This window comes from Bradyrhizobium sp. WSM1417, from assembly GCF_000515415.1.
Classification (GTDB): domain Bacteria; phylum Pseudomonadota; class Alphaproteobacteria; order Rhizobiales; family Xanthobacteraceae; genus Bradyrhizobium.
The window spans coordinates 7,181,353-7,206,050 of the sequence record NZ_KI911783.1 but is presented as its reverse complement, the minus strand read 5'-3'; the positions used below and the strand labels follow the sequence as shown (position 1 = coordinate 7,206,050).

23 protein-coding genes are annotated in these 24,698 nt (G+C 64.6%); 18 read left to right on the top strand and 5 right to left on the bottom strand.

What is annotated here, in order from left to right:
• Position 1 precedes the first annotated feature (1 nt).
• On the bottom strand, positions 2 to 580 hold the full coding sequence (locus BRA1417_RS0135210) for a MarR family winged helix-turn-helix transcriptional regulator (protein WP_027519836.1): 579 nt from the start codon (positions 578 to 580) through the stop codon (positions 2 to 4).
• A gap of 414 nt (positions 581 to 994) precedes the next feature.
• Here BRA1417_RS0135210 and BRA1417_RS0135205 point away from each other — a divergent pair, with 414 nt between their 5' ends.
• Together BRA1417_RS0135205 and BRA1417_RS0135200 are read left to right on the top strand one after the other, a co-directional pair.
• Positions 995 to 2,284: an MFS transporter gene (locus BRA1417_RS0135205; RefSeq protein WP_027519835.1), complete on the top strand. Its 1,290-nt coding sequence runs from the start codon at positions 995 to 997 to the stop codon at positions 2,282 to 2,284.
• Positions 2,285 to 2,395: 111 nt separating this feature from the next.
• Positions 2,396 to 3,283, top strand: a complete 888-nt coding sequence (locus tag BRA1417_RS0135200; protein WP_027519834.1) for a dienelactone hydrolase family protein — start codon at positions 2,396 to 2,398, stop codon at positions 3,281 to 3,283.
• A 7-nt stretch (positions 3,284 to 3,290) separates the two neighbouring features.
• Here BRA1417_RS0135200 and BRA1417_RS0135195 read toward each other — a convergent pair whose 3' ends face one another.
• Entirely contained in the window at positions 3,291 to 4,145 is an 855-nt protein-coding gene (locus BRA1417_RS0135195; RefSeq protein WP_027519833.1) for an SDR family oxidoreductase, read from the bottom strand.
• 145 nt (positions 4,146 to 4,290) lie between these two features.
• Between BRA1417_RS0135195 and BRA1417_RS0135190 the strand changes: the two genes are divergently transcribed.
• On the top strand, positions 4,291 to 5,007 hold the full coding sequence (locus BRA1417_RS0135190) for an HAD family hydrolase (RefSeq protein ID WP_027519832.1): 717 nt from the start codon (positions 4,291 to 4,293) through the stop codon (positions 5,005 to 5,007).
• A gap of 67 nt (positions 5,008 to 5,074) precedes the next feature.
• On the opposite strand, the gene BRA1417_RS0135185 is transcribed toward BRA1417_RS0135190, so the two are convergent.
• Together BRA1417_RS0135185 and BRA1417_RS0135180 are read right to left on the bottom strand one after the other, a co-directional pair.
• The gene (locus BRA1417_RS0135185) at positions 5,075 to 5,482 is read right to left on the bottom strand and encodes a nuclear transport factor 2 family protein (RefSeq protein ID WP_027519831.1); all 408 of its coding nucleotides are present in this window, start codon (positions 5,480 to 5,482) and stop codon (positions 5,075 to 5,077) included.
• A gap of 100 nt (positions 5,483 to 5,582) precedes the next feature.
• Positions 5,583 to 7,067 (bottom strand): mannitol dehydrogenase family protein, encoded by a 1,485-nt coding sequence (locus tag BRA1417_RS0135180; RefSeq protein ID WP_027519830.1) that lies wholly within the window; start codon positions 7,065 to 7,067, stop codon positions 5,583 to 5,585.
• 145 nt (positions 7,068 to 7,212) lie between these two features.
• Here BRA1417_RS0135180 and BRA1417_RS0135175 point away from each other — a divergent pair, with 145 nt between their 5' ends.
• The 6 genes from BRA1417_RS0135175 (at position 7,213) to uxuA (ending at position 13,445) form a co-directional block, all read left to right on the top strand.
• Positions 7,213 to 8,019, top strand: a complete 807-nt coding sequence (locus tag BRA1417_RS0135175; RefSeq protein WP_027519829.1) for a FadR/GntR family transcriptional regulator — start codon at positions 7,213 to 7,215, stop codon at positions 8,017 to 8,019.
• 102 nt (positions 8,020 to 8,121) lie between these two features.
• On the top strand, positions 8,122 to 9,081 hold the full coding sequence (locus BRA1417_RS0135170; RefSeq protein ID WP_035969018.1) for a sialic acid TRAP transporter substrate-binding protein SiaP: 960 nt from the start codon (positions 8,122 to 8,124) through the stop codon (positions 9,079 to 9,081).
• 111 nt (positions 9,082 to 9,192) lie between these two features.
• The gene (locus BRA1417_RS0135165) at positions 9,193 to 9,771 is read left to right on the top strand and encodes a TRAP transporter small permease (RefSeq protein WP_027519828.1); all 579 of its coding nucleotides are present in this window, start codon (positions 9,193 to 9,195) and stop codon (positions 9,769 to 9,771) included.
• A 4-nt stretch (positions 9,772 to 9,775) separates the two neighbouring features.
• Positions 9,776 to 11,182, top strand: a complete 1,407-nt coding sequence (locus BRA1417_RS0135160; protein ID WP_027519827.1) for a TRAP transporter large permease — start codon at positions 9,776 to 9,778, stop codon at positions 11,180 to 11,182.
• Positions 11,179 to 12,228: an L-idonate 5-dehydrogenase gene (locus BRA1417_RS0135155; RefSeq protein WP_027519826.1), complete on the top strand. Its 1,050-nt coding sequence runs from the start codon at positions 11,179 to 11,181 to the stop codon at positions 12,226 to 12,228. The genes BRA1417_RS0135160 and BRA1417_RS0135155 overlap by 4 nt, the downstream gene beginning before the upstream one ends.
• Positions 12,229 to 12,242: 14 nt before the next feature.
• Positions 12,243 to 13,445, top strand: a complete 1,203-nt coding sequence (gene uxuA, locus BRA1417_RS0135150) for a mannonate dehydratase (RefSeq protein ID WP_084462382.1) — start codon at positions 12,243 to 12,245, stop codon at positions 13,443 to 13,445.
• 171 nt (positions 13,446 to 13,616) lie between these two features.
• Here the strand turns inward: uxuA and BRA1417_RS0135145 are convergent, their stop codons facing one another.
• Positions 13,617 to 14,555, bottom strand: a complete 939-nt coding sequence (locus tag BRA1417_RS0135145) for a LysR family transcriptional regulator (RefSeq protein ID WP_027519824.1) — start codon at positions 14,553 to 14,555, stop codon at positions 13,617 to 13,619.
• Between the two features lie 212 nt (positions 14,556 to 14,767).
• Here BRA1417_RS0135145 and BRA1417_RS0135140 point away from each other — a divergent pair, with 212 nt between their 5' ends.
• The 9 genes from BRA1417_RS0135140 to BRA1417_RS0135100 all read left to right on the top strand — a co-directional run bounded on the left by BRA1417_RS0135140 (position 14,768) and on the right by BRA1417_RS0135100 (position 24,547).
• The gene (locus tag BRA1417_RS0135140) at positions 14,768 to 15,850 is read left to right on the top strand and encodes an ABC transporter ATP-binding protein (protein ID WP_027519823.1); all 1,083 of its coding nucleotides are present in this window, start codon (positions 14,768 to 14,770) and stop codon (positions 15,848 to 15,850) included.
• A 35-nt stretch (positions 15,851 to 15,885) separates the two neighbouring features.
• Positions 15,886 to 16,602 carry an HAD family hydrolase gene (locus BRA1417_RS0135135; protein WP_027519822.1) on the top strand — a complete coding sequence of 239 codons (717 nt, stop codon included), beginning with the start codon at positions 15,886 to 15,888 and terminating at the stop codon, positions 16,600 to 16,602.
• A gap of 15 nt (positions 16,603 to 16,617) precedes the next feature.
• The gene (locus BRA1417_RS0135130) at positions 16,618 to 17,925 is read left to right on the top strand and encodes an FAD-binding oxidoreductase (RefSeq protein ID WP_027519821.1); all 1,308 of its coding nucleotides are present in this window, start codon (positions 16,618 to 16,620) and stop codon (positions 17,923 to 17,925) included.
• A gap of 22 nt (positions 17,926 to 17,947) precedes the next feature.
• Positions 17,948 to 18,997 carry an ABC transporter substrate-binding protein gene (locus BRA1417_RS0135125; protein ID WP_027519820.1) on the top strand — a complete coding sequence of 350 codons (1,050 nt, stop codon included), beginning with the start codon at positions 17,948 to 17,950 and terminating at the stop codon, positions 18,995 to 18,997.
• Between the two features lie 73 nt (positions 18,998 to 19,070).
• On the top strand, positions 19,071 to 19,883 hold the full coding sequence (locus BRA1417_RS0135120; protein ID WP_035969735.1) for an ABC transporter permease: 813 nt from the start codon (positions 19,071 to 19,073) through the stop codon (positions 19,881 to 19,883).
• The gene (locus tag BRA1417_RS0135115) at positions 19,880 to 20,665 is read left to right on the top strand and encodes an ABC transporter permease (protein WP_027519818.1); all 786 of its coding nucleotides are present in this window, start codon (positions 19,880 to 19,882) and stop codon (positions 20,663 to 20,665) included. Before BRA1417_RS0135120 ends, BRA1417_RS0135115 begins: the two co-directional genes overlap by 4 nt.
• A gap of 198 nt (positions 20,666 to 20,863) precedes the next feature.
• Positions 20,864 to 22,525, top strand: a complete 1,662-nt coding sequence (locus tag BRA1417_RS0135110) for a thiamine pyrophosphate-binding protein (protein ID WP_027519817.1) — start codon at positions 20,864 to 20,866, stop codon at positions 22,523 to 22,525.
• 3 nt (positions 22,526 to 22,528) lie between these two features.
• Positions 22,529 to 23,794: an FAD-binding oxidoreductase gene (locus tag BRA1417_RS0135105; RefSeq protein ID WP_027519816.1), complete on the top strand. Its 1,266-nt coding sequence runs from the start codon at positions 22,529 to 22,531 to the stop codon at positions 23,792 to 23,794.
• 9 nt (positions 23,795 to 23,803) lie between these two features.
• Complete coding sequence (locus BRA1417_RS0135100; RefSeq protein ID WP_027519815.1) at positions 23,804 to 24,547, top strand: aspartate/glutamate racemase family protein; 744 nt, start codon at positions 23,804 to 23,806, stop codon at positions 24,545 to 24,547.
• Positions 24,548 to 24,698 lie beyond the last annotated feature (151 nt).

Here is a 24,698-nt window from a genome sequence, read left to right as displayed (position 1 = left end):
TCTATTTACGGTGATGCTCGAAGCTGGTGCATAGCAGCTCGACCTCCGCCTCCGCGATCGGCGCCCGGAACAGGCGGCAGCTGAACTCGGCCGTCGTCCTGCTGTCCGCGGTGGTGCGATCTTCGCGGAGGAAGATGCATCGCTTGCAGACGTCGGTATGGTGCCGCTGTTCGGCCGCGTCCGACTGATCCAGCACGTGGCGGAGCGCGTCGCGGAAGCTGACTTTCGCCTCGTCCTCGAGTACGGCGATGGAGTCGACGAGGACGTTGACGGGGTCGCGCACCAGGAACTTCTTGCCCTGTTGTGTCACGCTCAGCATCACCGACCGCTTGTCCTGGGCCGAGCGCTTTCGCTCGAGATAGCCGAGCCGCTCCAGCTCGCCGATGATGAACGAGGCGGTGCCGCGCGTGGTGCCGACGTAACTCGCGAGCGCTGACGGCGTCCGGGAAAACCGGTTGGCGCGGGAAAGGAAACGCAGCGCCATCCACTCGCGGTCGCGCAAGCCGTGCTTGGCGCCTTCGAACCACAGGATACGGGCGACCTGTTCCAGCAGTTCAATCGATTCACGAGCCAAGTTCATTTCAATTCCAGGTCGATAAATCTTAATTCAATTGAGCTTTTGGTAGCGCAATCCGAGCGGCTGATAGTGAGGATCCCAGAGAGGTGGAACCTTCCGGACGTGGAACTAGAGCGTCACGAAGAAAGTTCGAGTAAATCGCCCGGCGCAACTCTTCTGAAAATTTCAGTCAAATGACCGCGGTGTACGCGCAAATTCCGCTAGCGCGGGATGTGCGTGCAGCGTTGAGACCACCGCAAAGCCCATTTATTGCGCGATGCGCTTCCAATTGCGCGAGCAGGCGGATCGGCCGCAACTCGGGCCGGCGGAAAGGGGGCGCGAGGAACCACCGTTTGCGGTTAATGGATGTTGCGTTGCAGTGCGGCCAGGCGGTTAAATCGAAATAGGATCGAGCCCGGGAATGCCAGAGTGTCGTCCGTGATCGAGCAAGTGAAGCCGTTCAGCGTCAATCGCGCAGCATTGGCCGCCACCGTCGGCAACATGCTCGAGTTCTACGACTTCATCACCTACAGCTTCTTCGCCATCCAGATCGGCCACACCTTCTTCCCCACGGGCAGCGAGTACGGCAGCCTGATGCTGTCGCTGGCGACGTTCGGCGCCGGCTTCGTGACGCGGCCGATCGGCGGAATCGTGCTCGGGATCTATTCCGACCGGATCGGCCGGCGGCCTGCCATGCTGCTGAGCTTCGCGCTCATGGGGCTATCGATCCTGACCATCGCGCTCACGCCGTCCTATCAAACGATCGGCCTTGCAGCGCCCGTCATCGTGATCGCGGCGCGCATGGCGCAAGGCTTTGCCTTGGGCGGGGAGGTTGGACCGACCACCGCCTATCTGATCGAGATCGCCCCGCCCGAGCATCGCGCGCTGGTGGTGGCCTGGCAACCGGCGAGCCAGGAGATCGCCGCGACCGCGGGCGCGCTCGTTGGCGTCATCCTGAGCAGGACGATGGCGCCGGAGATGCTCGACGCCTATGGCTGGCGGGTGGCGTTTCTGATCGGGGCGGTCTGCCTGCCGTTCGGCGTCTGGATGCGCCGGACGCTGCCCGAGACGATCCCGCAGGCCGAAGCCGGTGCCCGCGCCGTCGAGCACACCAGTCATCTTTCGCAGGCGAAACGGCACCTTGGCATCATTGGACTTGCGCTGATGATCCTGGCAAGCGGTACGATCTCGACCTACGTCACCCAATACATGACGACCTATGCGCAGAACACGCTGCATGTGTCGTCGACACTGGCTTTCACCGTGTCGCTGGTCAGCAACGGCATTCAGTTTGTCGGCGCGCTGGTCGGGGGCTGGCTGGCGGATCGTCTCGGTCGCAAGCCGGTGATGATCTGGCCGCAGTTCGCAACGCTGCTGCTGACCTACCCGACCTTCCTGTGGATCGTCCATGCACCCGGCGCGTTGTCGCTCCTGGTTGGTTTCGGTGTCCTGTCCGTCATCGGCTCGCTGCCGTTCACCGCGTTCTACGCGACCTTCACCGAGGCGCTGCCTCAGAACATCCGCGGCGGCGTGTTCGCGACCGTCTATGCGGTCGCGATCGCCAGCTTCGGCGGGACGGCGCAGCTCGTGGTCACCTGGCTCCTCCACGTCACCGGCAATCCGCTGGCGCCGGCCTGGTACCTGCTGCTTGCGGCGATCGTCGGACTTGGCGCAATGAGCCTCATGCCCGAGACTGCGCCAGTGAGACAGCGTCATACCAAGATCTGAAAACAAGCCCGAAAGCGGCGCGCTCGCAGGCTGGTGATTTGCGTTTCACCGGCAACTATTGGCGAATGCGCGCCTGAAGGATCACGGCCGCGCATCAGGAAGGACGAACCGATGAGTATCGAAACCACCATGACATCCGACGTCGTCGGGCTGACCAAGGTTGCTTCGGTCTCGCGCCGCGGATTCATGAGCGCCACGGCGGCGGTCGCGGCCGGCTACACGCTTGCGGCCGGGCCCGTTCGCGCCGAGGCGATCACGACTGACGTCAATGGGCTCCAGACTGGCGACGTCAAGATCAAGGTCGGCTCCGAGGAAATGCCTGCTTATTTTGCCCGCCCCGCCGGCAGCACCAAGGCGCCGGTGATCATCGTGGCGATGGAGATTTTCGGCCTGCACGAATACATCAGGGATGTGACGCGGCGCCTGGCCAAGCTCGGCGCGTTCGCAGTCGCGCCGGACTATTACTTTCGCAAGGGCGTCGATTTGACCGAGGTCACCGAGATCAAGGACCTGCTGCCGATCGTCAATGCCAAGCCGCACGCCGAGCTGCTGTCCGATCTCGATGCGACGGTGGCGTGGGCGGGATCGCAAGGCGGCGACACCGGTAAGCTCGGCATCATCGGCTTCTGCCGCGGCGGACGCACCGTCTGGGAATATGCCGCTCACAGCGGCGGCCTCAAGGCTGGTGTTGCGTTCTACGGCACCGTGGTCGATCCCGCCAACCCGCTGTGGCCGAAGAGCCCGATGCAGCTCGCGCCCGAGATGAAGGCACCGGTGCTCGGCCTTTATGGCGGTGCCGATACCGGCATTCCCGTCACTCAGGTCGAGCAGATGAAGGCCGCGCTCGAGCAGCACAAGAAGACGGCAGAGTTCAAGATCTATCCGGAAGCGCCGCACGGCTTCCATGCCGACTACCGCAGCAGCTACCGCAAGGACGCCGCCGAAGATGCCTGGAAGCAGGCCCAGGCCTGGTTCAAGAAGTATGGCGTGTTGAGCTGACGCTTGATCATGATCCTCCTTTCCCTGCTTGCCACAACGCATCCAGGGCGTGGCGGTAGGTCGGATAAGCAAGCGTAACGTCGAGCTCGCGCTTCATTTTCGCGTTGGAAACACGAGCGCTGCTGGCATAGAAGCTGCGGGCCATCGCCGACATCTCGGCGGTCTCGAACGCCTCTTCGGGCGGCGGTGCAACGTTCATCAGCTTCGCCGCGTAAGCGATCACATCCTGCGGCGGCGCCGGCTCGTCGTCACAGACGTTCCAGATGCCGCCGCTCGGGTGATGAATCGCGGCCATGATTGCGCTTGCGATGTCGTCGACGTGGATGCGGTTGAACACCTGTCCCGGCTTGATGATGCGCCGGGCCGTTCCGGCCCGCAGCGTCACCAGTGCGTTACGGCCGGGGCCATAGATGCCCGCAAGCCGCAGGATCGCGGCGTCGCCACCGGTCGTGTCGGTCCAGGCCTGTTCTGCCGCGACCCGCATGCGCGTGCGGTCGAGGTCGGCCTTCGGCGGTGTGCTCTCGTCGACCCAGCCGCCGGCGTGATCACCATACACGCCGATCGTGGACAGATAGACGATCTTGCGGTTCGCGCCCGCCGCCAGGACGCCGGAGAAGGCCGCGATTGCGGGATCGCCCGCGCTGCCGGGCGGGATCGAGACGAGAAGGACATCCGCGTCGCGCATGCGTTCGACCGTCTCGCGTGCCGGATTGCTTCCGGAGAAAGCGTGCACCTCAATGCCGGCGAGATCGCCCCGCTGCGCGGGATCGCGCACCGTGCCGGCGATATGCGAGAAGCGGCCACCGAACAGGCGGACGAAGTGCCGGGTACTGTAGCCGAGGCCAAGGATAAAGAGCCGCATACATCTTCCTTGCAGGTCGGAGTTCCCGTTCGCGCCGCAGCGCGTCCTCCGCTCATAAGAGATTTTTGGGTCCGGCAAAAGATATTGCAATTTGTCCCGCCCGCCTGTGCAGGCGATGGTCGCTCATCGGAGGGACGCATCGATCATGCAGGCAGAAGTGCTCGCCACAGTGCCATCTGACGCCGCTGAGTTGGTCCATCGCGCCGCGGCGCTGATCTTCGATGTCGACGGCACCTTGGCCGAGACCGAGGAGCTGCATCGGCAGGCCTTCAACCATGCCTTCGCCCGCCACGGTCCCGATTGGCAATGGGACCGGGCCGTCTACAAGGACCTGCTGCGGGTCACGGGCGGCAAGGAACGGATCCGCGCCCACCATGAAAGGCTAAGGATTGCCGCGCCACTATCGGATGTGGAGATCGCGGAACTCCACCGCATCAAGACCGCGTATTATGCCGAACTGGTCGAGACCGGCTGCTGCCCCTTACGGCCCGGGGTGACGGATCTGCTCGCTGCTGCCAAGGCGCGCGGCCAGCGGCTCGCGATCGCGACGACCACGTCGCACGCCAACATCGACGCGCTGCTGTCGCGGACGCTGGGAAGGGGCTGGGCCGCGGATTTTGATGCGATCGTCGCGGGGGATGACGTGCAGCACAAAAAGCCTGCGCCGGATGTCTATTTCGAGGTCCTGGCGCGGCTGAAGCTCAACGCGTCCGACTGCGTCGCGATCGAGGATTCCGCCAACGGCCTGATCTCAGCCTCAAGGGCGAACATTCCCGTGCTCATCACCAGAAGCATGTTCTTCCGGGACGACGATTTTAGCCAGGCGCGGGTCGTGCTGGATGACCTGTCCGGGCTCGGGTGAGGCGCCAAAACAAAAAGCTGAAAAACAACCCCATGCACAGTAGAATGTGCCTGCGGGCCGGCCGCCCTCAATGGACGCGGTGGCTCGCTCTATCGTCCTCAGCTTGCTCGACAATTTGCGCGATCGGGCTCGACTGGTGGTGCACCAGGCGCCAGTCGTCGCCGACGCGCCGAAAATGGTTGGCAGCGGCCAATGCCGTGCCGTCGACGATCTCGATGCAGAGCACGCGCGCGCTGTCGCCGTCGACGATGGCCTGGGGTTCCGCGCAAACGATCTGCGGCCGTTCCGGACTCTGCAGGATGTCGCGCCAGCTTCCGATCACTGTGGCCCGGCCGATGATGGCCGGCCAGCCGGGATGAATGCAGGAAATGGCGTCATCGTCCGCCCACATCCGCTCCATTTCGTCGAAATCGCCGGTCGAAAAGGCGGCGTAGAACGCTGCGTTCGCCGCGATCACCTTGGTGTCCTTCGCCATGCCTCTCGGGTGGGGCAATGACAGGGAAAAATCAAGCGCGACTTCCGTCGACTTTCCGTTCGCTCTGGACCGCAATGCAGCATTGCTGCCCGTTTTGTGGTCACGCCGCGATCAGCGTCTCCACCGTACGCCGCGCGCCATCCTTGTAGAGTCGGCCGAGCGCCGCGGTCACGGCCTCGCGCAGGCGCGGCTCCGCCCCCAGCGGCCCGAACACTTTTCCGACGCCGAGCAGTGCGGGCGCCAATCGTTCGGCGACGGGGCCTGCCTCGCGCGCCAAACCGGTGAACTCGGCGGCGAGCGGATCGCGCACGTCGATGGTGCGGCCCTTCTCGTCGAGGCCAGTGACATAGCGCATCCAGCCGGCCACCGCGAGCGCATGCGTCGCGATCGGCAGGTTGCTGGCGAGACGATCCTGGATCGCGCCGAGCAGGCGCTGCGGCAGCTTTTGCGAGCCGTCCATCGCGATCTGCCAGGTGCGGTGATGCAGTGCCGGATTGGCGAAGCGCTTGAGCAGCGAGGCGCGATAGGCGGCCAGGTCTGCGCCTGATGGCATCATCAGCGTCACCGCGGCCTCTTCCATCACCTGCGCGGCGAGGCGCGCGAAATGCGGATCCTGCATGGTGTCGGCGATGGTCTCGTAGCCGGCGAGATAGCCGAGATAGGCCAGCGCCGAATGGCTGGCGTTGAGCAGCCGCAGCTTCATCAACTCGAACGGCTTGACGTCCGTGACGAGCTCGACACCCGCTGCGGCAAGATCGGGCCGGCCCGCTGAAAAACGGTCCTCGACCACCCATTGCGTGAACGGCTCGGTCATGACGGGCCATGCGTCGCGCAAACCGAGCGCCGATGAAACCGCATCGCGGTCACTATCCGTCGTCTCCGGCACGATGCGGTCGACCATGGTCGAGGGGAAGGCGGTTGTATCCGCGATCCACTTGCCGAGATCTTTCGAGCGCAGCGCGGCGAATTGCGTCACGATCCGCTGCACGGTGTGGCCGTTGGCGGCGAGGTTATCACAGCTCAGCACAGTGAAGGGCGGGGCGCCCAGGGCCCGCCGGCGCGCCAGCGCCGCCACGATGAAGCCGGGAGCCGAGCGCGGCGCGTCGAAATTGTTGAGGTCGTGCACGACATCAGGATGGCGTTCGTCGAGATCGCCGGTCTGCGGCGTGTGGCAATAGCCTTTCTCGGTGACGGTGAGGGAGACGATGCGAATGGCGGGATCGGCCATTCGCTCGACCAATCGTGCCGGGCTCTCGCGCGGAACCACGCTGTCGAGCAGCGCACCGATGATGCGGTGCTCGGTGCCTTCGGCCGCACGGATGGCAACCGTATAGAGATGATCCTGCGGGGCGAGGGCGTCGCGTGTGTCAGGGCTGCGCAGGCTGGCGCCGACGATGCCCCACGAGGTGGCGCCGGCCGCAAGGCAATCGTCGATGACGACGGCCTGGTGGGCGCGGTGAAACGCGCCAAGGCCAAGATGCACGATGCCAGGCGTGACGCGCGAACGGTCGTAGGCCGGGCGGCGGATGCCAGGTGGTAGCCGGTCGAGATTGGCGCGGCCAAGGCGCGTTGAATCAGGGCGCATGGTCGTCTCTCCCCTTGTTTGGCCGCTGCTTGACATGGCGCCTGTCCTCGGTCAATGCTGCGGTCAATTGGTAAGACCAATTTTCCAAAATTGGCGGGCCGCGGGCGGCGAGAGCTGCCGGCATGACCCTTTCGGGAGGACCAGCGTGCCGCTGGAAGCTGTGGAGGCGCGACGGCTTTATCGCCAGGTCGCCGATCAATTGCGAAGCCTGATCGACAGCGGCGAGTACGCGGTCGGCAGCCGCTTGCCGACCGAACGCGAGCTCGCCGAGCAGCTCAGGATTTCCAGGCCGACGGTGCGCGAAGCCCTGATCGCGCTCGAAGTCGAGGGCCGCCTTCGTATCCGCGTCGGTTCCGGCATCTATGTGATTGAGCCCGCGGCGGTTGCGGCGACCGCGCCTGCTTCCGTCATCGAGGGCCCGTTCGAGCTGCTGCGCGCCCGCGAGTTCCTGGAAAGCGCCATCGCCGAAGAAGCCGCGCGCGTGGCGACGAAGGACGACGTTGCCCGCATCGATGCGTCCCTTGTCGCGATGGAGAATGTAGAACACCCCGGCGAAGCCTCGATGGTCCACGACCGCGCCTTCCACGTCGCGATCGCCGGAAGCCTCGGCAATGCCGTTCTGGTCCGTGTGGTCGGCGAGTTGTTCGACCAGCGCCTCAATCCCTATTTCGCGCAGCTTGCGCATTATTTCGAGAGCCCGGGCACGTGGCGCACTGCGCTCGACGAGCATCGCGCGGTGCGCGACGCGATCGCGGCGCATGATCCCGGGGCCGCGCGCGATGCGATGCGCGATCATCTCGCGCGATCCCAGGAGCGCTTTGCGCAGAACTTCGGCGCCGAGAAGGCGGCAGGGCCGTCTTCCGGGCGCGCGGCGCGATCGACGGCAAAGCCGTCAAAACCGGAACGTGCGCCGAAGAAGCGAGCTGCGAGCAGCAGCGCGCGACAGCGATGACATTGTGCAGCCCGCCCCCGCGCTGGGGGCGGGCTGACAAGAAGCAGATTTAAAGAAGCAGACTTGAAAAATGGAGGAAAGTCAGTGTTGAAAAAGATGACAATGGTGCTGGCGGTCTCGGCCGCGGCGATGATTGCGACGACTGGCGCCGGCATGGCGCAGACCAAGCTCAAATGGGCCCATGTCTACGAGACCTCGGAGCCGTTCCACACCGCGTCGGTCTGGGCCGCGCAGGAGATCGGCAAGCGCACCAACGGGCGCTATGCGATCGATGTCTATCCGGCATCGCAGCTCGGCAAGGAAGCCGACATCAACCAGGGCCTCTCGCTCGGCTCGGTCGACATCATCATCTCCGGCTCGAGCTTCGCGGCCAAGAGCTTTCCGCCGATCGGCGTGACCTATTATCCCTACACCTTCCGCGATGCGGATCATCTGCTCGCCTACACCAAGAGCGACATCTTCAAGGAGCTCACCAAGGGTTATGAGGACAAGAGCGGCCACCACATCCTCGCGGTGACCTATTACGGCGTGCGTCAGACCTCGTCGAACAAGCCGATCAAGACCTGTGCCGACCTCAAGGGCCTGAAGATGCGCGTGCCCGACGTTCCCGCCTATCTGGCGATGCCGCGCGCCTGCGGCGCCAACACCGCGCCGATCGCGTTCGCCGAAGTCTATCTCGCGCTCCAGAACGGCACCGTCGAGGCCCAGGAGAACCCGCTGACCACGATCGAGGCCAAGAAGTTCTACGAGGTGCAGAAGCACATCGTGCTGACCGGCCACATCGTCGATCATCTCAACACGGTGGTGGCCGGCGCGCTCTGGAAGAAGCTCAGCGACGAGGACAAGAAGATCTTCACCGACGTGGCGCAGGAAGCCGCCGCCAAGGCGACCGCGGAGATCAAGCAGAACGAGGCCAAGCTGGTCGCCTTCTTCAAGGAGAAGGGCCTGACCGTCACCGAGGTCGACAAGAACGAGTTCCGCGACACCGTGCTGAAGAACGTCGCGTTCGAGACGTTTGGCTATCGCAAGGCCGACTGGGAACGGATCCAGGCGGTAAAATAGCCAGTGCTGTCATTCCGGGATGGTCCGAAGGACCAGACCCGGAATCTCGAGGTTCCGGGTTCTCGCTTCGCGAGCCCCGGAACGACGGTCAGTGTTTTAGGGAGCACACCCATGTCCACCGCCGAAACGCACCGGCAGATCACCGCGGACGAGATCGCCCACACTTTTGAGGAGGAGGCGGCACCCAAGGTCGATCTCGGCATCTACGCTTTCGAGGACTGGGTCGCGCTGGCGATCTTCTGGGTGATGGCGCTCGCCGTCTTCCTCCAGTTCTTTACCCGCTACGTGCTCAACGACAGCTACGCCTGGACCGAGGAGATCGCGACCTACTGCCTGATCGGCGTGGTCTTCATCGGCTCCTCGATGTGCGTGCGGCTGTCGCGGCACATCCAGGTCGATCTGCTCTATCGCTATCTGCCGCACCTCGCGGCGCGCGCATTGTCGACGGTGATCGACCTGATCCGGATCGCCTTCTTCGGCTACGCAATCAAGCTGGTCTGGGTCTACATCCAGATCATCGGCGACGAATCCATGACGACGATCAATCTTCCCAAGGACTACGTCTACTATGCGGTGCTGCTCGGCTTCGTGCTGATGTTCGTGCGCTCTCTGCAAGTGGCGGTGCAACATTTGCGACAGGGCTATTCGATCCTCGAACGTCCCGGCGCCTACGACGGTTTTGAAGGGTAATTTCATGCTGCTGTTGCTTGGAGGCTTCCTCATCCTGATGCTGCTCGGCGTGCCCGTGGCCATTGCCATGGCGACGTCGTCGCTGCTCTACATCCTGGTCAGCGGCGTGACGCCCGACGTCACGCTGGCGCAGCGCATGATCGCCGGGGTGGAAAGCTTTCCGCTGCTCGCCGTGCCCTTCTTCATCCTGGCCGGCAATCTCATGAACATCGCCGGCGTCACCGGCCGCATCTACAAGTTCGCGGTCGCGCTGGTCGGCTGGATGCGCGGCGGCCTCGGGCACGTCAACATCATCGGCTCGGTGATCTTCTCCGGCATGTCCGGCACCGCGATCGCGGATGTCGCGGGTCTCGGCACCATCGAGATCAAGGCGATGAAGGATCACGGTTACACCACGGAATTCTCCGTCGGCGTCACCGCGGCGTCCGCCACGCTCGGCCCGATCATCCCGCCGTCGCTGCCTTTCGTGATTTACGGCATGATGGCGAACGTCTCGATCGGCGCGTTGTTTCTGGGGGGCGTCATTCCAGGCGTCGTGCTGACGCTGCTGATGATGGCCACCGTCACCTACTTCGCGCACAAGAACAAATGGGGCAGCGATACGCCGTTCTCCTGGCCGCAATTGGGATCGGCGGGGCTCGAGATCCTCGTCGTGCTCGCTTTCCCGATGGCCGTCTGGCTTCTGACGGTCGCCGGTCTCTCCACCAATTGGGCAGTTGGGATTGGCCTGGTCGTGCTGCTCGCGATGGACTGGTACTTCGATTTCTCCGCGGTGATGGCGCTGATGGCGCCGGTGATCCTGATCGGCGGCATGACGCTCGGCTGGTTCACCCCGACGGAAGCCGCCGTCGCCGCCGTGATCTGGTCGCTGTTCCTGGGCCTCGTGCGCTACCGCACCATGACGATGAAAACGGTCGCGAAAGCGACTTTCGACACCATCGAGACCACGGCGTCGGTTCTGTTCATCGTCACCGCAGCCTCGATCTTCGCCTGGCTGCTGACGGTGTCGCAGGCAGCTCAGATGCTGTCGGACTGGATGCTCAGCATCACCCACAACAAATGGGTGTTCCTGGCGCTCGCCAACGTCCTGATCCTGTTCGTCGGCTGCTTCATCGACACCACGGCGGCGATCACCATTCTGGTGCCGATCCTGTTGCCGATCGTGCTCAAGCTCGGGATCGACCCGATCCATTTCGGTCTGATCATGACGCTGAACCTGATGATCGGCCTGTTGCATCCGCCGCTCGGCATGGTCTTGTTCGTGCTCGCGCGCGTCGCAAAGCTCTCGGTCGAACGCACGACGGTGGCGATCCTGCCCTGGCTGGTGCCGCTGATGCTCGCGCTGATCGCGATCACCTACATCCCCGAATTGACCCTCTGGCTGCCGAAATACATGGGACTTTCCAAATGACCTCAACTGCTCTCGCCGCAACCCTGTTTGGCCCCGAAGATCTGCGCATGGTCGAGCATCCGCTCGACAAGCTCGCCGAAGGCATGGTGCGCCTCCGTTTCGGCGCCGGCGGCATCTGCGGCTCGGACATGCATTATTTCCGCCATGCCCGGACCGGCGATTTCGTGGCGAAATCGCCGCTGGTGCTCGGCCATGAAATCTCCGGCGAGGTCGTGGAGATCGCGGGCTCCGCGGCGAACCTGAAGGTCGGCGACCGCGTTGCGGTCAACCCGTCGCGCTGGTGCGGCCATTGCGTCGCCTGCCGCCAAGACCGGCAAAACCTCTGCGAAAATATCTACTTCATGGGCTCGGCCTCGAAGACTCCGCACATGCAGGGCGGCTTCGCCAATTATTTCGATGCAATCCCGGCGCAGTGCGTGAAGATCCCCGATCACGTGTCCTATCAGGCCGCGGCGCTGGCCGAGCCGCTCGCGGTCTGCCTGCACGCGGTCGCGCGTGCCGGCAACATCGAAGGCAAACGCGGCATCATCTTCGGTGCCGGTCCGATCGGGCTTCTGACCATGCTCGCCGCGCGCCGCGCCGGCATGACCGACATCACGGTGGCCGACATTGCGCCAGCGCCGCTGGCCTTTGCGACCCGGCTCGGCGCCTCTCACGTCGAGAATGTCGCAGCCGGCGAGGAAGGCCTGAAGGCGCAGGCCGCGTCGCGCCCCTACGATATCGCGTTCGAAGTCTCGGGCACGGCTGCAGGCCTTGCCAGCGCGATCGGTATCGTCAGGCGCGGCGGCGTTGTGGTGCAGATCGGCAATTTGCCGGGCGGTCAGATTCCGGTGCCGGCCAATGCGGTGATGGCCAAGGAGATCGATTTGCGCGGCTCGTTCCGCTTCGGGCTCGAGTTCATGAATGCGGTGGAGCTGATCGCGGACGGCAGCGTCGACGTGCTGTCGCTGGTCACCGCCGAGCGGCCGCTGTCCACCGCGCCGGACGCGCTGCGGCTGGCGCTCGATCGCTCGCAGAGCGTCAAGGTCGTGCTGACCGCGAATTGATCGGAGAAACGGGCATGATGCTAGAGGGATGGCGCTGGTACGGGCCCGATGATCCCGTGTCGCTGGATGATGTCAGGCAGGCCGGGGCGAGCGACATCGTCTCGGCGCTGCATCAGGTGCCGATCGGGGAAGCCTGGACACGCAAGGCGGTCGAGGAGCGCAAGAACTTCATCGAGCGTGGCCAGCCCGGCCGCTCGCAGCTGACCTGGTCGGTGGTGGAATCGATTCCGATCCCCGACGACGTCAAGCGTCTCGGGGCCAAGGCGACGCGCTCGATCGAGACGTGGATCGCCAGCATGGAGGCGGTGGCCGCGGCCGGCATCAAGATCATCTGCTACAACTTCATGCCCGTCGTGGATTGGTGCCGCACCGATCTGGAATGGGAGTTGCCGAACGGCGCTCGTGCCATGCGCTTCGACCAGGACCGTTTCGCCGCCTTCGAGCTGCACATCCTGAAGCGGCCGGCCGCTATCCAGGAATACTCACCCGAGCAGCAGGCCCGCGCGAAAAAGCTGTTCGAGCAGATGAGCCAGGCCGATATCGACTATCTCGTCATGGTCATCGCCAGCGCGCTGCCGGGCTCGACCACCGAGCCGATGACCATCCCGCAATTCCGCGACAGGCTGGAAACATATCGCGATGTCACGCCAAAAATCCTGCGGCAGCATCTCGCCGAATTTTTGGGCCGCGTCACACCCGTCGCCGAGCAACTCGGGGTCTCATTGACACTTCATCCGGACGACCCGCCGCGCCCGCTGTTCGGCCTGCCGCGCGTCGCGTCCAGCGCCGATGACTATCAGGCGTTGTTCGATGCCGTGCCGTCAAAGGCGAATGGTATCTGCCTGTGCACGGGGTCGCTCGGCGTGCGCGCCGAGAACGATCTCCCCGCGATGGCCGAACGCTTCGGTCCGCGCATCGCCTTTGCGCATCTGCGCGCGACCAAGCGCGAGGCGGATGGCCTGTCCTTTTACGAGTCCGATCATCTCGACGGTGACGTCGACATGGTCGCGGTGCTGAAGGCGCTGCTGAAGGCGCTGCTGAAGGAGAACGCGCGGCGTTCGCCCGACCGGCAAATTGTGTTCCGGCCCGATCATGGCCACCGCATGCTCGACGATCTCGCAGCGACCAAGCGCACCAATCCGGGCTACACCGCAATCGGCCGCCTCCGCGGCCTCGCCGAGCTCCGCGGTGCGATCCGCGCGATCGAGCATCACTGAGGCGTGCTTCGCCTCTCCTCGCTCGCGGGGAGAGGCCGGAATCTACCCACGTCGTCATTGCGAGCGCAGCGAAGCAATCCAGAATCTCTCCGCGGAAAGACTCTGGATTGCTTCGCTGCGCTCGCAATGACGTGGAGGGAGAGGTGCCTCACTCCAACACCTCCCGCTCGCTCAATAGCAGGCCGCCATCGCGCCGAGCTTTGGATAGAGCCGATCGATCGCGGCGATCTCGCTTTTCATCTGCGCGGTGATCCAGTCGCGGATCTCGGCGGCGATGGGGCGCATCGGCCGGTTGCGCGGTGGCAGGAATTCGCAGATGCGGCGTGTGGTGGTGAGCGTGTCGGAGGCCGGCACCAGCGCGCCGGTCAGCATCCAATGCGAGGCGACCGTCAGCCAACCGAGCGCGATGCCCTGGCCGAGCAGGGCAGCCTGCATCACGACGGCATAATCCGTGAAGCTCAGCGCCTTGGCCGCACCGCGGCGCCCCGTGAGAAGCGATGCGTAATCCGCGGCCCAGTCGCCCGGCGTCTCGGCGAGCCGAATGATGGTGTTGCCCTCGGCGGGATCGGTTTCTCCGAGATAGGCAGGGCTGCACATCGGCAGCATGACCTCCTTCATCACCAGCGTGCCGCCGGATGACGGTTCCTCGCGATCGCGGAAGCGCATGCCGAGATCGACATTTTCCACCGGTCCGCGCAGCGCGCCGGAGATCAGTTGAAAGCGCAAATCGACCTGTGGGAATTGCCGCTGCAGCTTGTCGATGCGCGGCATCAGCCAATGCGTGGTGAAGGCGGAGGAGACCGACAGCGTCACCGTCTCGGTGCCCTTGCGCCGCCGTTCGATTTCCACGAGTCCGCTCTCGATGCTGCGAAAGCCTTCGAGCACGCGGCGATACAAGAGTTCGCCTTCCTCGGTGAGCACGGCGCGTCCCGCTTTGCGATCGAACAGGCGGACGCCGAGATGGTCCTCGAACTGACCCAGCATCCGACTCACCGCAGGCTGGGTGACGTTCAGTTCGGCGGCAGCCGCCGTGAAGCTGCCATTGCGTGCCGCTGCGTCGAAGACGAACAGGGCGTTACTTGAGGGCAGCATCCGGCGTAGCTCAGGCATAACGCCATGTTATGAGCCGGGTGAGAATTTGGCAATTGCCGAGTTTTGCCAAGTCTGGTGTCATCGACATGACAGCCTAAAGACAAGGCTTGCGAGCGAAGAAGTTGGTGCGGTGCACGCTTCGACCGTAAGTGCTCGAATGTCTTGTCTATAAAGCAGGCTTATGGCGCGCAGTGAGGCACGCCATTGTAGGGACATGGTGAGGTCGATCGTTGGACAAACGAGCGGAAAGCGTCGAGATCAGATCCGCGAGCAAGGCCTATGGCGCCGTTCGCGCCCTCGACGACGTGTCCCTCAATGTCGCGGCCGGCGAGTTCGTCTCGCTGCTCGGCCCCTCCGGCTCCGGCAAGACCACGTTGCTCGGCATCCTCGGTGGCTTCATCCTGCCATCGAGCGGAACGATCCTGTTCGGCGGCCGCGACGTCACGTGGATGCCGCCGCACAAGCGCGACATCGGCGTCGTGTTCCAGAACTACGCGCTGTTCCCGCATATGAGCGTCGGCGAGAATGTCGCCTTTCCCTTGCGCGCGCGACGGCTGCCGAAGGCGGCCTGGCCGGATAAGGTGCGCGCGGCGCTTTCGATGGTCGGCCTTGCCGGCTACGAAGAGCGCGGTATCGCGCAACTCTCCGGCGGCCAGCGCCAGCGCGTGGCGCTCGCACGCGCCATGATCTTCGAGCCGCGGCTGATCCTGATGGACGAGCCGCTGTCCGCCCTCGACAAGCAGCTGCGCGAATCCATGCAGATCGAGCTGCGCACGCTGCACAAGCGCATCGGCGCCACCATCATCTACGTCACACACGATCAACGCGAAGCGCTGACCATGAGCGACCGCGTCGCCGTGATGAAGGACGGCAGGCTGATCCAGATCGACGCGCCCGAGCGTCTGCACGATCATCCCGCGGATTCCTTCGTCGCGAGTTTCATTGGCGAGGCCACGATGCTTCCCGTGCGACGCGTCGATGCCTCCGGCGTTGCGCTCGGCAACGTCCTTCTGCGCAGCGCCCGCGCCATTCCCGACGGGGACGCACTGATGCTCGCCGTGCACAGCGAAAAGCTGCTGATCGACGACGGCGCGCCGGACACCGCCTGCAATCGGCTGACCGGCACGGTCACCGACATCGTCTATCAGGGCGAGAGCCTGCGCATCTTCCTGGCGCTCGCCGATGGGATCGTGCTCAGCCTGCGCCAGGCGAGCTATCACCAGGCCTACAGGCGCATCCCGCCGCTCGGCGGCAGCCTCACCGTGACCCTTCATCCCGAGGATACCATCGTGGTGCCCAGAGTGAGGGACTGAACCCAAGCCTTGTCCAACCGAGAGAAGAAGCCAAAATGTCGTCAGCAGCCTCGTTCAGCAATTTCAAGGTTCTCACCTTCGACGTCGTCGGCACCTTGATCGACTTTGAGACCGGCGTGCTCTCCGCGGTGCGCCGGATCTCGGGCAAGTCGCCGGCCGAGCTCAGCGACGACAAGATCTTCGAATCCTACAAGCGCGGTCGCGACAATCACCACGAGCGTTCGAGCGAGGTGATGTTCCATGTCTATCGCTATCTCGCCAAGGAGCTCGGGCTGCAGGCCGATGACGCCTCCTGCGACGTGTTCCAACTCGCGGTGCTGCGCTGGGGACCGTTCCCGGACTCGGTCGAAGCGCTCAAGCGCCTGCGCACCAAATTCAGGTTGGTCGCGATGACCAACGCCGACCGCGTCGCGCTCTCCTGTTACGCGCATGCGCTCGGCAATCCCTTCGATGATACCGTGTGCGCCGACGAGACTGGCGTTGCGAAACCCGATCCGGAGTTCTTCGCCTACAACAAGGGTCGCCAGTCCGCTTTCGGCTACAAGCAGTCCGATATCCTTCACGTCGCGCAGAGCCAGTATCACGACATCGGGATCGCGCGGAAGCTCGGCTACAAGGTGTGCTGGATCGAGCGTCGCCAGGGCGTGGCCGGCTTCGGAGGCACACCGGCCGTGGAGACGCTGACCAAGCCGGATTTCCATTTTCCGACCTTGAAGGCGCTTGCCGATGCGGCCATCGGGCCGGCGGCGTAAGGCATGAGCGGTGGCATGACACGGGACCGGAACGCGCTGCCATCGGCCAACTCGCTGTGGGCCGCCACGGCCGAGCCCGCGCGCGAGTTTCCGGCTCTGTCGGGCGAGCACCAGGCGGATGTGGTGATCATCGGGGCGGGCTATACCGGCCTGTCCGCTGCGCACCACATCGCCAAAAGCGGTTTGTCGCCGATTGTGCTCGAGGCCAACCGCCCGGGCTGGGGCGCGAGTGGCCGCAATGGCGGCGTGATCACCGCAAAGTTCCGCCTGTCGTTCCGCGAGATCGACGCCGTGCACGGTCGTGCCATGGCGCAGCGCATGTACGGGATCGCGCATGAATCCACCGATATCGTGGAGGAGCTGGTCTCCGAATTTGGCATCACCAGTGCCGCGTTAACGCGCACCGGCCAGGTCAAGGCCGCCCACAACGAGACGACCCTGAAGGCCGCGATCGCCGAAGCCAACTGGATGAAGCGCGAGATGGGCGATGCGGAGGTCCGCATCCTCGACAAGGGGCAAGTGCGCGACGAGACCGGCTCCGGCATCTTCGTCGGCGGCGTGCTCAATCCCGGCTCCGGCGGCATCCATCCGCTGAATTATCTGCGCGGCCTTGCCGCTGGCGTGGCGCGCCGCGGCGTCCCGATTTTCCAGGAGTCGCCGGTCGTAAAGCTTCGGCGCGACAATAGCGGCATCGTCGCCGAAACGCCGCAGGGCGCGGTGCGGGCGAAACAAGCGATCATCGCCACCAACAGCTATTCCGACCTCACCGGCGCGACCGCGAGCATGCAGCGCACGCTGATCCCGTTCCGCAGCGCCATCATCGCGACCGACAAGCTGCCGCGCAACCTCGCGGGAAGCCTGATGCCGACCGGGCGCACCTACACCGAGACCAAGCGCATGATGCGCTGGTTCCGCATGGTCGACAACCGCGTGGTTTTTGGGGGCCGCGGCGCGTTCGGCAAGCAGGATTCGGAAACCGCCTTCGGCGCGTTGCGCAAGGCGATGGTCGGCATCTTCCCGGATCTCGCCGAGGTCCCGCTCGCCTACAAATGGTCGGGCCTGGTCGGGATGACGCTGGACTCGGTGCCGCATATCGGCCGGCTCGACGACCGCACGTTGTTTTCGATGGGCTACAACGGCGCGGGCGTGGCGATGTCGAGCCTGATGGGCCGCTATCTCGCCGCCTTCGTGCGCGGCGAGACGCCAGAGGTCGGGCTGCTCGATGCGCGGCGATTGAAAGCCATCCCGTTCTATCCGTTGCGCGAGCCCGCCGTGCGCATCGTCGCCGGCTGGTACCAGTTTCTCGATGCGATCGGACAGTGAGATTTATCTGGAGGAGGCGAGGATGAATACGAAGCGGAATTTTCGATTTGGCTACGCGCTGGTTGGCGCGATTGCGCTTGGCGGGACCGCGGCCAGTGCCGCCGAGCAGATCACCTTCGTCTCGCAGGGCGGTGCCTATCAGCAGGCGCAGACGGTGGCGATCCTCGATCCCTCCGCCAAGAAGCTCGGCATCACCATCAATCAGGATTCGATTCCCGACGCCTGGCCTGCGATCAAGACCCAGGTCGGCAGCGGCAAGCCGATCTGGGACGTTGTCGATACCCCGACCGGGAACTGCCTGCGTGGCGGCGAGCAGGGGCTGATCGAGAAGCTCGACTTCTCGAAGATTCCGAATGGCGCCGCGATGCCGGAGGCGTATCGCAGTCCTTATTCGGTGTCCTACGAGTTCTATTCCAGCGTGCTGGCCTATAGTCAGAAAACGTTTCCAAAGGACGCGCCGAACAGCTGGGCCGATTTCTGGGACGTCAAGAAATTCCCCGGCCGCCGTGCGCTGCGCAACCACCCGTTCGCCACGCTCGAGGCGGCGCTGATGGCCGACGGCGTCGCGCCCGACAAACTCTATCCGCTCGACGTCGACCGGGCCTTCAAGAAGCTCGAAGAGATCAAGCCGCACATCACGGTGTGGTGGACCTCCGGCGCACAGTCGGCGCAGCTTCTCAATGACGGCGAGGTCGACATGGAGATGGCCTGGAACGGCCGCGTCAGCGCCGTCGCGAAGGAAGGCGCCAAGGTCGCCTTCACCTACAATCAGGGCGTTTTGCAAAGCACCTCGCTCTGCATCCTCAAGGGCGCGCCGAATCTCGAGACGGCGGTGAAATTCCTCAACGAGGCCGTCGATCCCGTGCACCAGGCCAATCTGCCGCTGCATATCGATTACGGCCCGGGCAACCCGAAGGCGTTCGAGACCAACGTGATCAAGCCCGAGCGCGCCGCGCAGTTGCCGAGCGAGCCCGCGAACGCGGCGAAGCAGGCGCTGATGTCCTACGCCTGGTGGTCCTCGCCGGCCGGCGAAGCCGCCGAGAAGCGTTGGGCGTCGTTCATGCAGAAGTAAGCCAAGCGAGGCCGCGTTGACGACATCCGTGCCAGATCCATCGCAAAAGCATCAGCGCCGCGAGCATGCGCTGATGCTGGCATTGGTGTCGCCGGCGCTGCTGGTGATCTTGGCTCTGATCGTGCTGCCGGTCGGCTGGCTCGCCTGGCAATCGATCTACCATGACGGCTTCACGCTGGAGAATTATCGCCGCGTCTTCACCGAAGACATCTACTGGCGCAGCTTTGCGCTGACTTTCGAGATCAGCCTCGCGGTCACGGGAATCGCGCTGCTGCTTGGCTATCCCGTGGCCTACCTCGCCAACTCGGTGCCGAAAGGATGGAGTATTCTCATCCTGTCGCTGGTCGTGCTGCCGTTCTGGACCAGTGTGCTGGTGCGGGCGTATGCCTGGCTGGCGCTGCTCCAGCGCACCGGCGTGATCAACCAGCTTTTGCGTTATCTCGACGTGACGAGCGAACCGCTCGCGCTGGTGCACAACACCTTCGGCACCGTGGTTGCGACGGTACACATCCTCCTGCCGTTCATGGTGCTGCCGCTCTATGCCACCATGCAGAAGATCCCGAGCGATCTCATGCAGGCCGGCGCCAGCCTGGGGGCGAGCCCGTTGCTCACCTTCGTCCGCGTCTTCCTGCCGCTGTCGCTGCCGGGCGTGCTCGCAGGCTGCACCATGGTGTTCGTGCTCTGCCTCGGCTTCTACATCACGCCGGAGCTGCTCGGCGGCGGCCGCACGGTGATGGTGTCGATGCTCGTGAGCCGCAATGTCGAGCTCTACAACCAGTTCGGGGCTGCGAGCGCGGTCGCCGTCGTGCTGCTCTTAAGCGTGCTCGCGATCTTCTTCGCCGTCAGCCGCTTCATCTCGCTCGATCGCATATTGGGGCAGAAATGACGCGATGGTCGCCCGCCCGGATCGCCCTCTATGTGATCAGCGCGCTGGCGCTGGTCTACCTGATTTTGCCGGTCCTGATCATCGCGCCGATCTCCTTCTCCAGCGCGCGCTTCCTGACCTTCCCGCCACCGTCGTTCTCGCTGCGCTGGTATCAACAGTATTTCTCCAACGCGGCCTGGATGCAGGCGACGCGGGTGACGCTGACGGTGGCACTCCTGACCGTGGTGATCGCGACGCCGCTCGGCGTCTCCGCCGCCTATGCCATCAGCCAGTCGAAGCTGCGCATCATGCGCGTCATCCACGTGGCGCTGCTGCTGCCGCTGGTGGTGCCGATCATCATCACCGCCGTCGGCATCTTCTTCCTCTATGCCAAAGCCGGCCTGGTCGCGACGCTGCCGGGCTTGGTGCTGGCGAACGTCATGTTGGGCCTACCATACGTCATCATTTCGGTGCTGGCGGGTTTGCAGAGCTTCGATCCGGCGCAGGAGATGGTGGCGCGTAGCCTCGGCATGAACCGCCTGCGCAGCTTCTTCGCGGTGACCCTGCCGCAGATCAAGTCCAGCGTGGTCGCAGGCGGCATCTTCGCCTTCATTTCGGCGATGGACGAGACCATCGTCGCGCTGTTCATCTCCGGCGGCCAGTATCAGCCGCTGACCAAGCGCATGTTCACCGCGCTCCGCGACGAGATCGACCCGACCATCGCCGCCATCTCGACACTGATGACGGCGGCCTCGTTCATGCTGGTGCTGCTGGCGAGCGCGCGGCAGCGCAAAGGGGCATGACGGCAAGGTGGCCTGCTTCCCGGTCGACGTCCGAGAGAGGCATGGCCGCCGCCGCCATTTGCCGGAGAGGCATGACGAGGCCGTAATGCCGGGCAGCGGTTTCGGCCTTGCACCTTGTTTCCGGCTGTCCTACGCCAGCCCGGAACAAAATTTTCGCGAAGCTGCGAAACGCATCGCCAAAGCCTTGAGGGAGCCGTCATGACCATTCGCAACACCCGCACCGGGGGCCAGATCCTGATCGATCAGCTGGTCGCGCAGGGCGTCGAGCGCGTCACCTGCGTGCCGGGCGAGAGCTACCTTGCGGCGCTCGACGCGCTGCATGACAGCCCGATCGACGTCATGATCTGCCGCGCCGAGGGCGGTGCCGCGATGATGGCGGAAGCCTATGGCAAGCTCACCGGGCGCCCCGGAATCTGCTTCGTCACCCGCGGCCCCGGCGCCACCAACGCCAGCCACGGCGTCCACATCGCGATGCAGGATTCCACGCCGATGATCCTGTTTGTCGGTCAGGTCGACACCGGCATGCGCGAGCGCGAGGCGTTTCAGGAGCTCGATTACAAGGCGGTGTTCGGCACCATGGCGAAATGGGCGGTCGAGATCGATCGTCCAGACCGCATTCCGGAGCTGGTCGCGCGCGCCTTCCGCGTCGCCATGCAGGGCCGGCCCGGTCCCGTCGTAATCTCGCTGCCCGAGAACATGCTGACCGAGACTGCTGCCGTTGCGGATGCCATGCGGATCGAGCCGGCGGTGAGCTGGCCGGCGCCTGCCGATATCGAGCGCGTTGGAGCCATGCTTGCGAGCGCCAAGGCGCCGCTCGTCATTCTCGGCGGCTCGCGCTGGACCGATGAGGCGACCAGGAGCATCGCGCGCTTTGCCGAGCGCTTCGACCTGCCGGTCGCGACCTCGTTCCGCCGCGCGTCGCTGATCGACGCCGATCATTCGCACTATGCCGGCGATCTCGGCATCGGCCCGAGCCCGGGCCTGAAGGCGCGCATCGACAACGCCGATGTCATTCTGCTCATCGGCGGCCGCATGTCGGAGATGCCGTCCTCATCCTACACGCTGCTCGACATTCCGACCCCGCGGCAGAAGCTGATTCACGTTCACCCGGGCTCCGAAGAGCTCGGCCGCATCTATCAGCCTGAGCTCGCGATCCAGGCCACGCCCGCCGCGTTCGCCGCTGCGGTCGAGACGCTGAAGCCCGCCGGCGCACTCGCCTGGAAGGGCGAGGCCGCCAAGGCGCATGCCGATTATCTCGCCTGGACCGACAAGGCGCGCGAGCTGCCGGGCACGTTCCAGTATGGTCAGGTCATGACCTGGCTGCGCGATCGCCTGCCCAAGGACGCGATCGTCTGCAACGGCGCCGGCAATTATGCCGGCTGGATCCATCGCCATCACCGCTTCCACAGTTTTGCAGCGCAGCTCGCTCCGACGTCGGGCTCGATGGGCTATGGCGTGCCGGCCGCGGTGCTCGCGAAGCGACAATATCCGGACCGTACCGTCATAGCTTTCGCCGGCGACGGCTGCTTCCTCATGAACGGCCAGGAGTTCGCGACTGCCGTGCAGTATGACGCAGCCCTCGTCGTCATCGTCGTCGACAATGCGCAATACGGCACCATCCGCATGCACCAGGAGCGCGACTATCCGGGACGCGTGGTCGGCACCCAGCTCAAGAACCCGGATTTCGCGATGTACGCAAAAGCGTTCGGCGGCCATGGCGAGCGCGTCGAGCGCACCGAAGAGTTCGCGCCGGCCTTCGAGCGTGCGCTCGCCTCGGGCAAGCCGTCGATCCTCCACTGCATCATCGATCCGCGCGCGATGTCGGTCAGTAAGGACTTTGCTCCTGCGGTGAAGGCTTAAGCGATGTCGGAGGGCCGCCACGTCGCCATCATCGGTGCCGGCGCGGTCGGCGTGATCAGCGCCATCGAGGCGCTGCGCGAGGGACATCGCGTCACGCTGATCGATGCGGGCGAGCCCGGTGGCGAACAGGCGGCGAGCTACGGCAATGCGGGCTGGCTCTCCTCGCATTCGGTGATCCCGCCGGCTGAGCCCGGCGTCTGGAAGAAGGTGCCGGGCTATCTGATGGATCCGCTCGGACCGCTCGCGATCCGCTGGTCTTATCTGCCGAAGGCACTGCCCTGGCTGATCAAATATCTGCTCTCGGGCTGGACCGAGGCGCGGGTCGAGACGACGGCATTTGCGCTGCGCGACCTCCTGAAGGACGCGCCACTGCTGCACAGGAAGCTCGCGGAGGAGGCGGGCGTTCCTGAATTGATCGAGCGTAACGGCGTGATGCATGTCTTCCCGTCGCGCGGCAATTTCGACAATGATCTCGGCTGGCGCCTGCGCAAACGCGTTGGTGTCGAATGGCTGGAGCTTTCGGCCGACGAGATGCGTCAGCGCGAGCCCGATTTGCATCCGCGCTACACGTTCGGCGTGGTGGTTGAAGAGGCCGGGCGCTGCCGCGACCCGGGCGCCTATGTCGCCGCGCTCGCGCAGCATGCGCTTTCAAGCGGCGCCAAGCTCGTGCGGACCAAGGCAATTGGGCTGAAGCTGTCCGGCAACAAGCTCGTGGCTGTCCTGACCGAGACCGGCGAGATCGTGTGCGATGCCGCGGTGATTGCCGCCGGTGCGCATTCGAAGCGGCTCACGACGTCCGTCGGCGATCCGCTGCCGCTGGAGACCGAGCGCGGCTATCACGTCATGATCGAGAATCCGGAATCGGGCCCGCGCAGCTCGATGATGGCCTCGGATGCGAAGATGGTGGTGAACTGGACCGACAAGGGTTTGCGCGCCGCCGGCACGGTCGAGATCGCGGGCCTCGAGGCCGCGCCGAACTGGAAGCGCGCCGAGATTTTGCGCAACAACCTCTTCAGCATGTTCCCGAAACTGCCGACGGACATTCCGGCTTCGCGTATCAAGACCTGGTTTGGCCATCGGCCGAGCATGCCGGACGGACGTCCCTGCATCGGTTACGCGCGGGCCTCGCGCGACATCGTCTATGCCTTCGGCCACGGCCATATCGGCCTGGTCGGTTCGGCCCGCACCGGCCGTCTCGTCGCCCAGCTTCTGAGCGGCAAGCCGCCGGAAATTCCGCTCGCACCGTTTTCGCCCGATCGTTTTCTCTGAGATCGCATCATGACCACTCCAGCCAACTCGTCCCCCCGAATCGCCCGCGGCGGCAAAGCCATTTATGGGGCGCCGCTCGGCATCCTGATGCTGGAGGCGCGCTTCCCCCGCATTCCCGGCGACATGGGTAACGGCACCACCTGGCCTTTCCCCGTGCTCTATCGCGTGGTGGGTGGGGCTTCGCCGGAGAAGGTGGTGCTGAAGGGTGCCGCCGGTCTGCTGCCTGACTTCATCGATGCGGCAAGGGATCTGGTGCGGCTCGGGGCCGAAGCCATCACCACCAATTGCGGCTTCCTCTCACTGTTCCAGAAGGAGATCGCCGCCGCGGTCGGCGTTCCCGTTGCGACCTCGTCACTGATGCAGGTGCCGTGGGTGCAGGCAACCTTGCCGCCTGGCAAGCGCGTCGGCGTCGTCACGGTGTCCGGTTCGTCCTTGACGCCGGCCCATCTCGCAGGTGCCGGCGTGCCGCTCGATACGCCGCTGGTCGGCACCGAGCACGGCAAGGAATTCTTCCGTGTCCTGATCAAGGCCGAAAAGGACGACATGGACATCGCGCAGGCCGAACGTGATGTGGTCGAGGCCGGCAAGGAGCTGGTCGCCAGGAACCCGGATGTCGGCGCGATCGTGCTGGAATGCACCAACATGCCGCCTTATGCAGCGGCGCTGCAGGCCGAGGTCGGATTGCCCGTCTACGATATCTATTCCATGATCACGTGGTTTCATGCCGGACTGCGCCCGCGCCAGTTTGGCTAGAGGTCGAGAAGCCGCCTATGGCTCCTCTTCCTTCTCCCCTTGCGGGAGAAGGTGGCGCGAAGCGCCGGATGAGGGGTATCTCTCCGCGCATATAGATGCGGATGAGTGCGCGGAGAGATACCCTTCACCCAAATGAGTTTGTATCTGTCAG

Bases quoted from the DNA above. Each gene is read 5' to 3' on its own strand.
- BRA1417_RS0135195 (WP_027519833.1), bottom strand. From the start codon at position 4,145: ATGCGGCTCTTTATCCTTGGCCTCGGCTACAGTACCCGGCACTTCGTC.
- BRA1417_RS0135125 (WP_027519820.1), top strand. From the start codon at position 17,948: ATGAATACGAAGCGGAATTTTCGATTTGGCTACGCGCTGGTTGGCGCG.
- BRA1417_RS0135185 (WP_027519831.1), bottom strand. From the start codon at position 5,482: ATGGCGAAGGACACCAAGGTGATCGCGGCGAACGCAGCGTTCTACGCC.
- BRA1417_RS0135100 (WP_027519815.1), top strand. From the start codon at position 23,804: ATGACCACTCCAGCCAACTCGTCCCCCCGAATCGCCCGCGGCGGCAAA.
- BRA1417_RS0135115 (WP_027519818.1), top strand. From the start codon at position 19,880: ATGACGCGATGGTCGCCCGCCCGGATCGCCCTCTATGTGATCAGCGCG.
- uxuA (WP_084462382.1), top strand. From the start codon at position 12,243: ATGATGCTAGAGGGATGGCGCTGGTACGGGCCCGATGATCCCGTGTCG.
- BRA1417_RS0135155 (WP_027519826.1), top strand. From the start codon at position 11,179: ATGACCTCAACTGCTCTCGCCGCAACCCTGTTTGGCCCCGAAGATCTG.
- BRA1417_RS0135110 (WP_027519817.1), top strand. From the start codon at position 20,864: ATGACCATTCGCAACACCCGCACCGGGGGCCAGATCCTGATCGATCAG.
- BRA1417_RS0135190 (WP_027519832.1), top strand. From the start codon at position 4,291: ATGCAGGCAGAAGTGCTCGCCACAGTGCCATCTGACGCCGCTGAGTTG.
- BRA1417_RS0135120 (WP_035969735.1), top strand. From the start codon at position 19,071: ATGCTGGCATTGGTGTCGCCGGCGCTGCTGGTGATCTTGGCTCTGATC.
- BRA1417_RS0135130 (WP_027519821.1), top strand. From the start codon at position 16,618: ATGACACGGGACCGGAACGCGCTGCCATCGGCCAACTCGCTGTGGGCC.
- BRA1417_RS0135105 (WP_027519816.1), top strand. From the start codon at position 22,529: ATGTCGGAGGGCCGCCACGTCGCCATCATCGGTGCCGGCGCGGTCGGC.
- BRA1417_RS0135210 (WP_027519836.1), bottom strand. From the start codon at position 580: ATGAACTTGGCTCGTGAATCGATTGAACTGCTGGAACAGGTCGCCCGT.
- BRA1417_RS0135145 (WP_027519824.1), bottom strand. From the start codon at position 14,555: ATGCCTGAGCTACGCCGGATGCTGCCCTCAAGTAACGCCCTGTTCGTC.
- BRA1417_RS0135170 (WP_035969018.1), top strand. From the start codon at position 8,122: ATGGTGCTGGCGGTCTCGGCCGCGGCGATGATTGCGACGACTGGCGCC.
- BRA1417_RS0135160 (WP_027519827.1), top strand. From the start codon at position 9,776: ATGCTGCTGTTGCTTGGAGGCTTCCTCATCCTGATGCTGCTCGGCGTG.
- BRA1417_RS0135135 (WP_027519822.1), top strand. From the start codon at position 15,886: ATGTCGTCAGCAGCCTCGTTCAGCAATTTCAAGGTTCTCACCTTCGAC.
- BRA1417_RS0135180 (WP_027519830.1), bottom strand. From the start codon at position 7,067: ATGCGCCCTGATTCAACGCGCCTTGGCCGCGCCAATCTCGACCGGCTA.
- BRA1417_RS0135200 (WP_027519834.1), top strand. From the start codon at position 2,396: ATGAGTATCGAAACCACCATGACATCCGACGTCGTCGGGCTGACCAAG.
- BRA1417_RS0135165 (WP_027519828.1), top strand. From the start codon at position 9,193: ATGTCCACCGCCGAAACGCACCGGCAGATCACCGCGGACGAGATCGCC.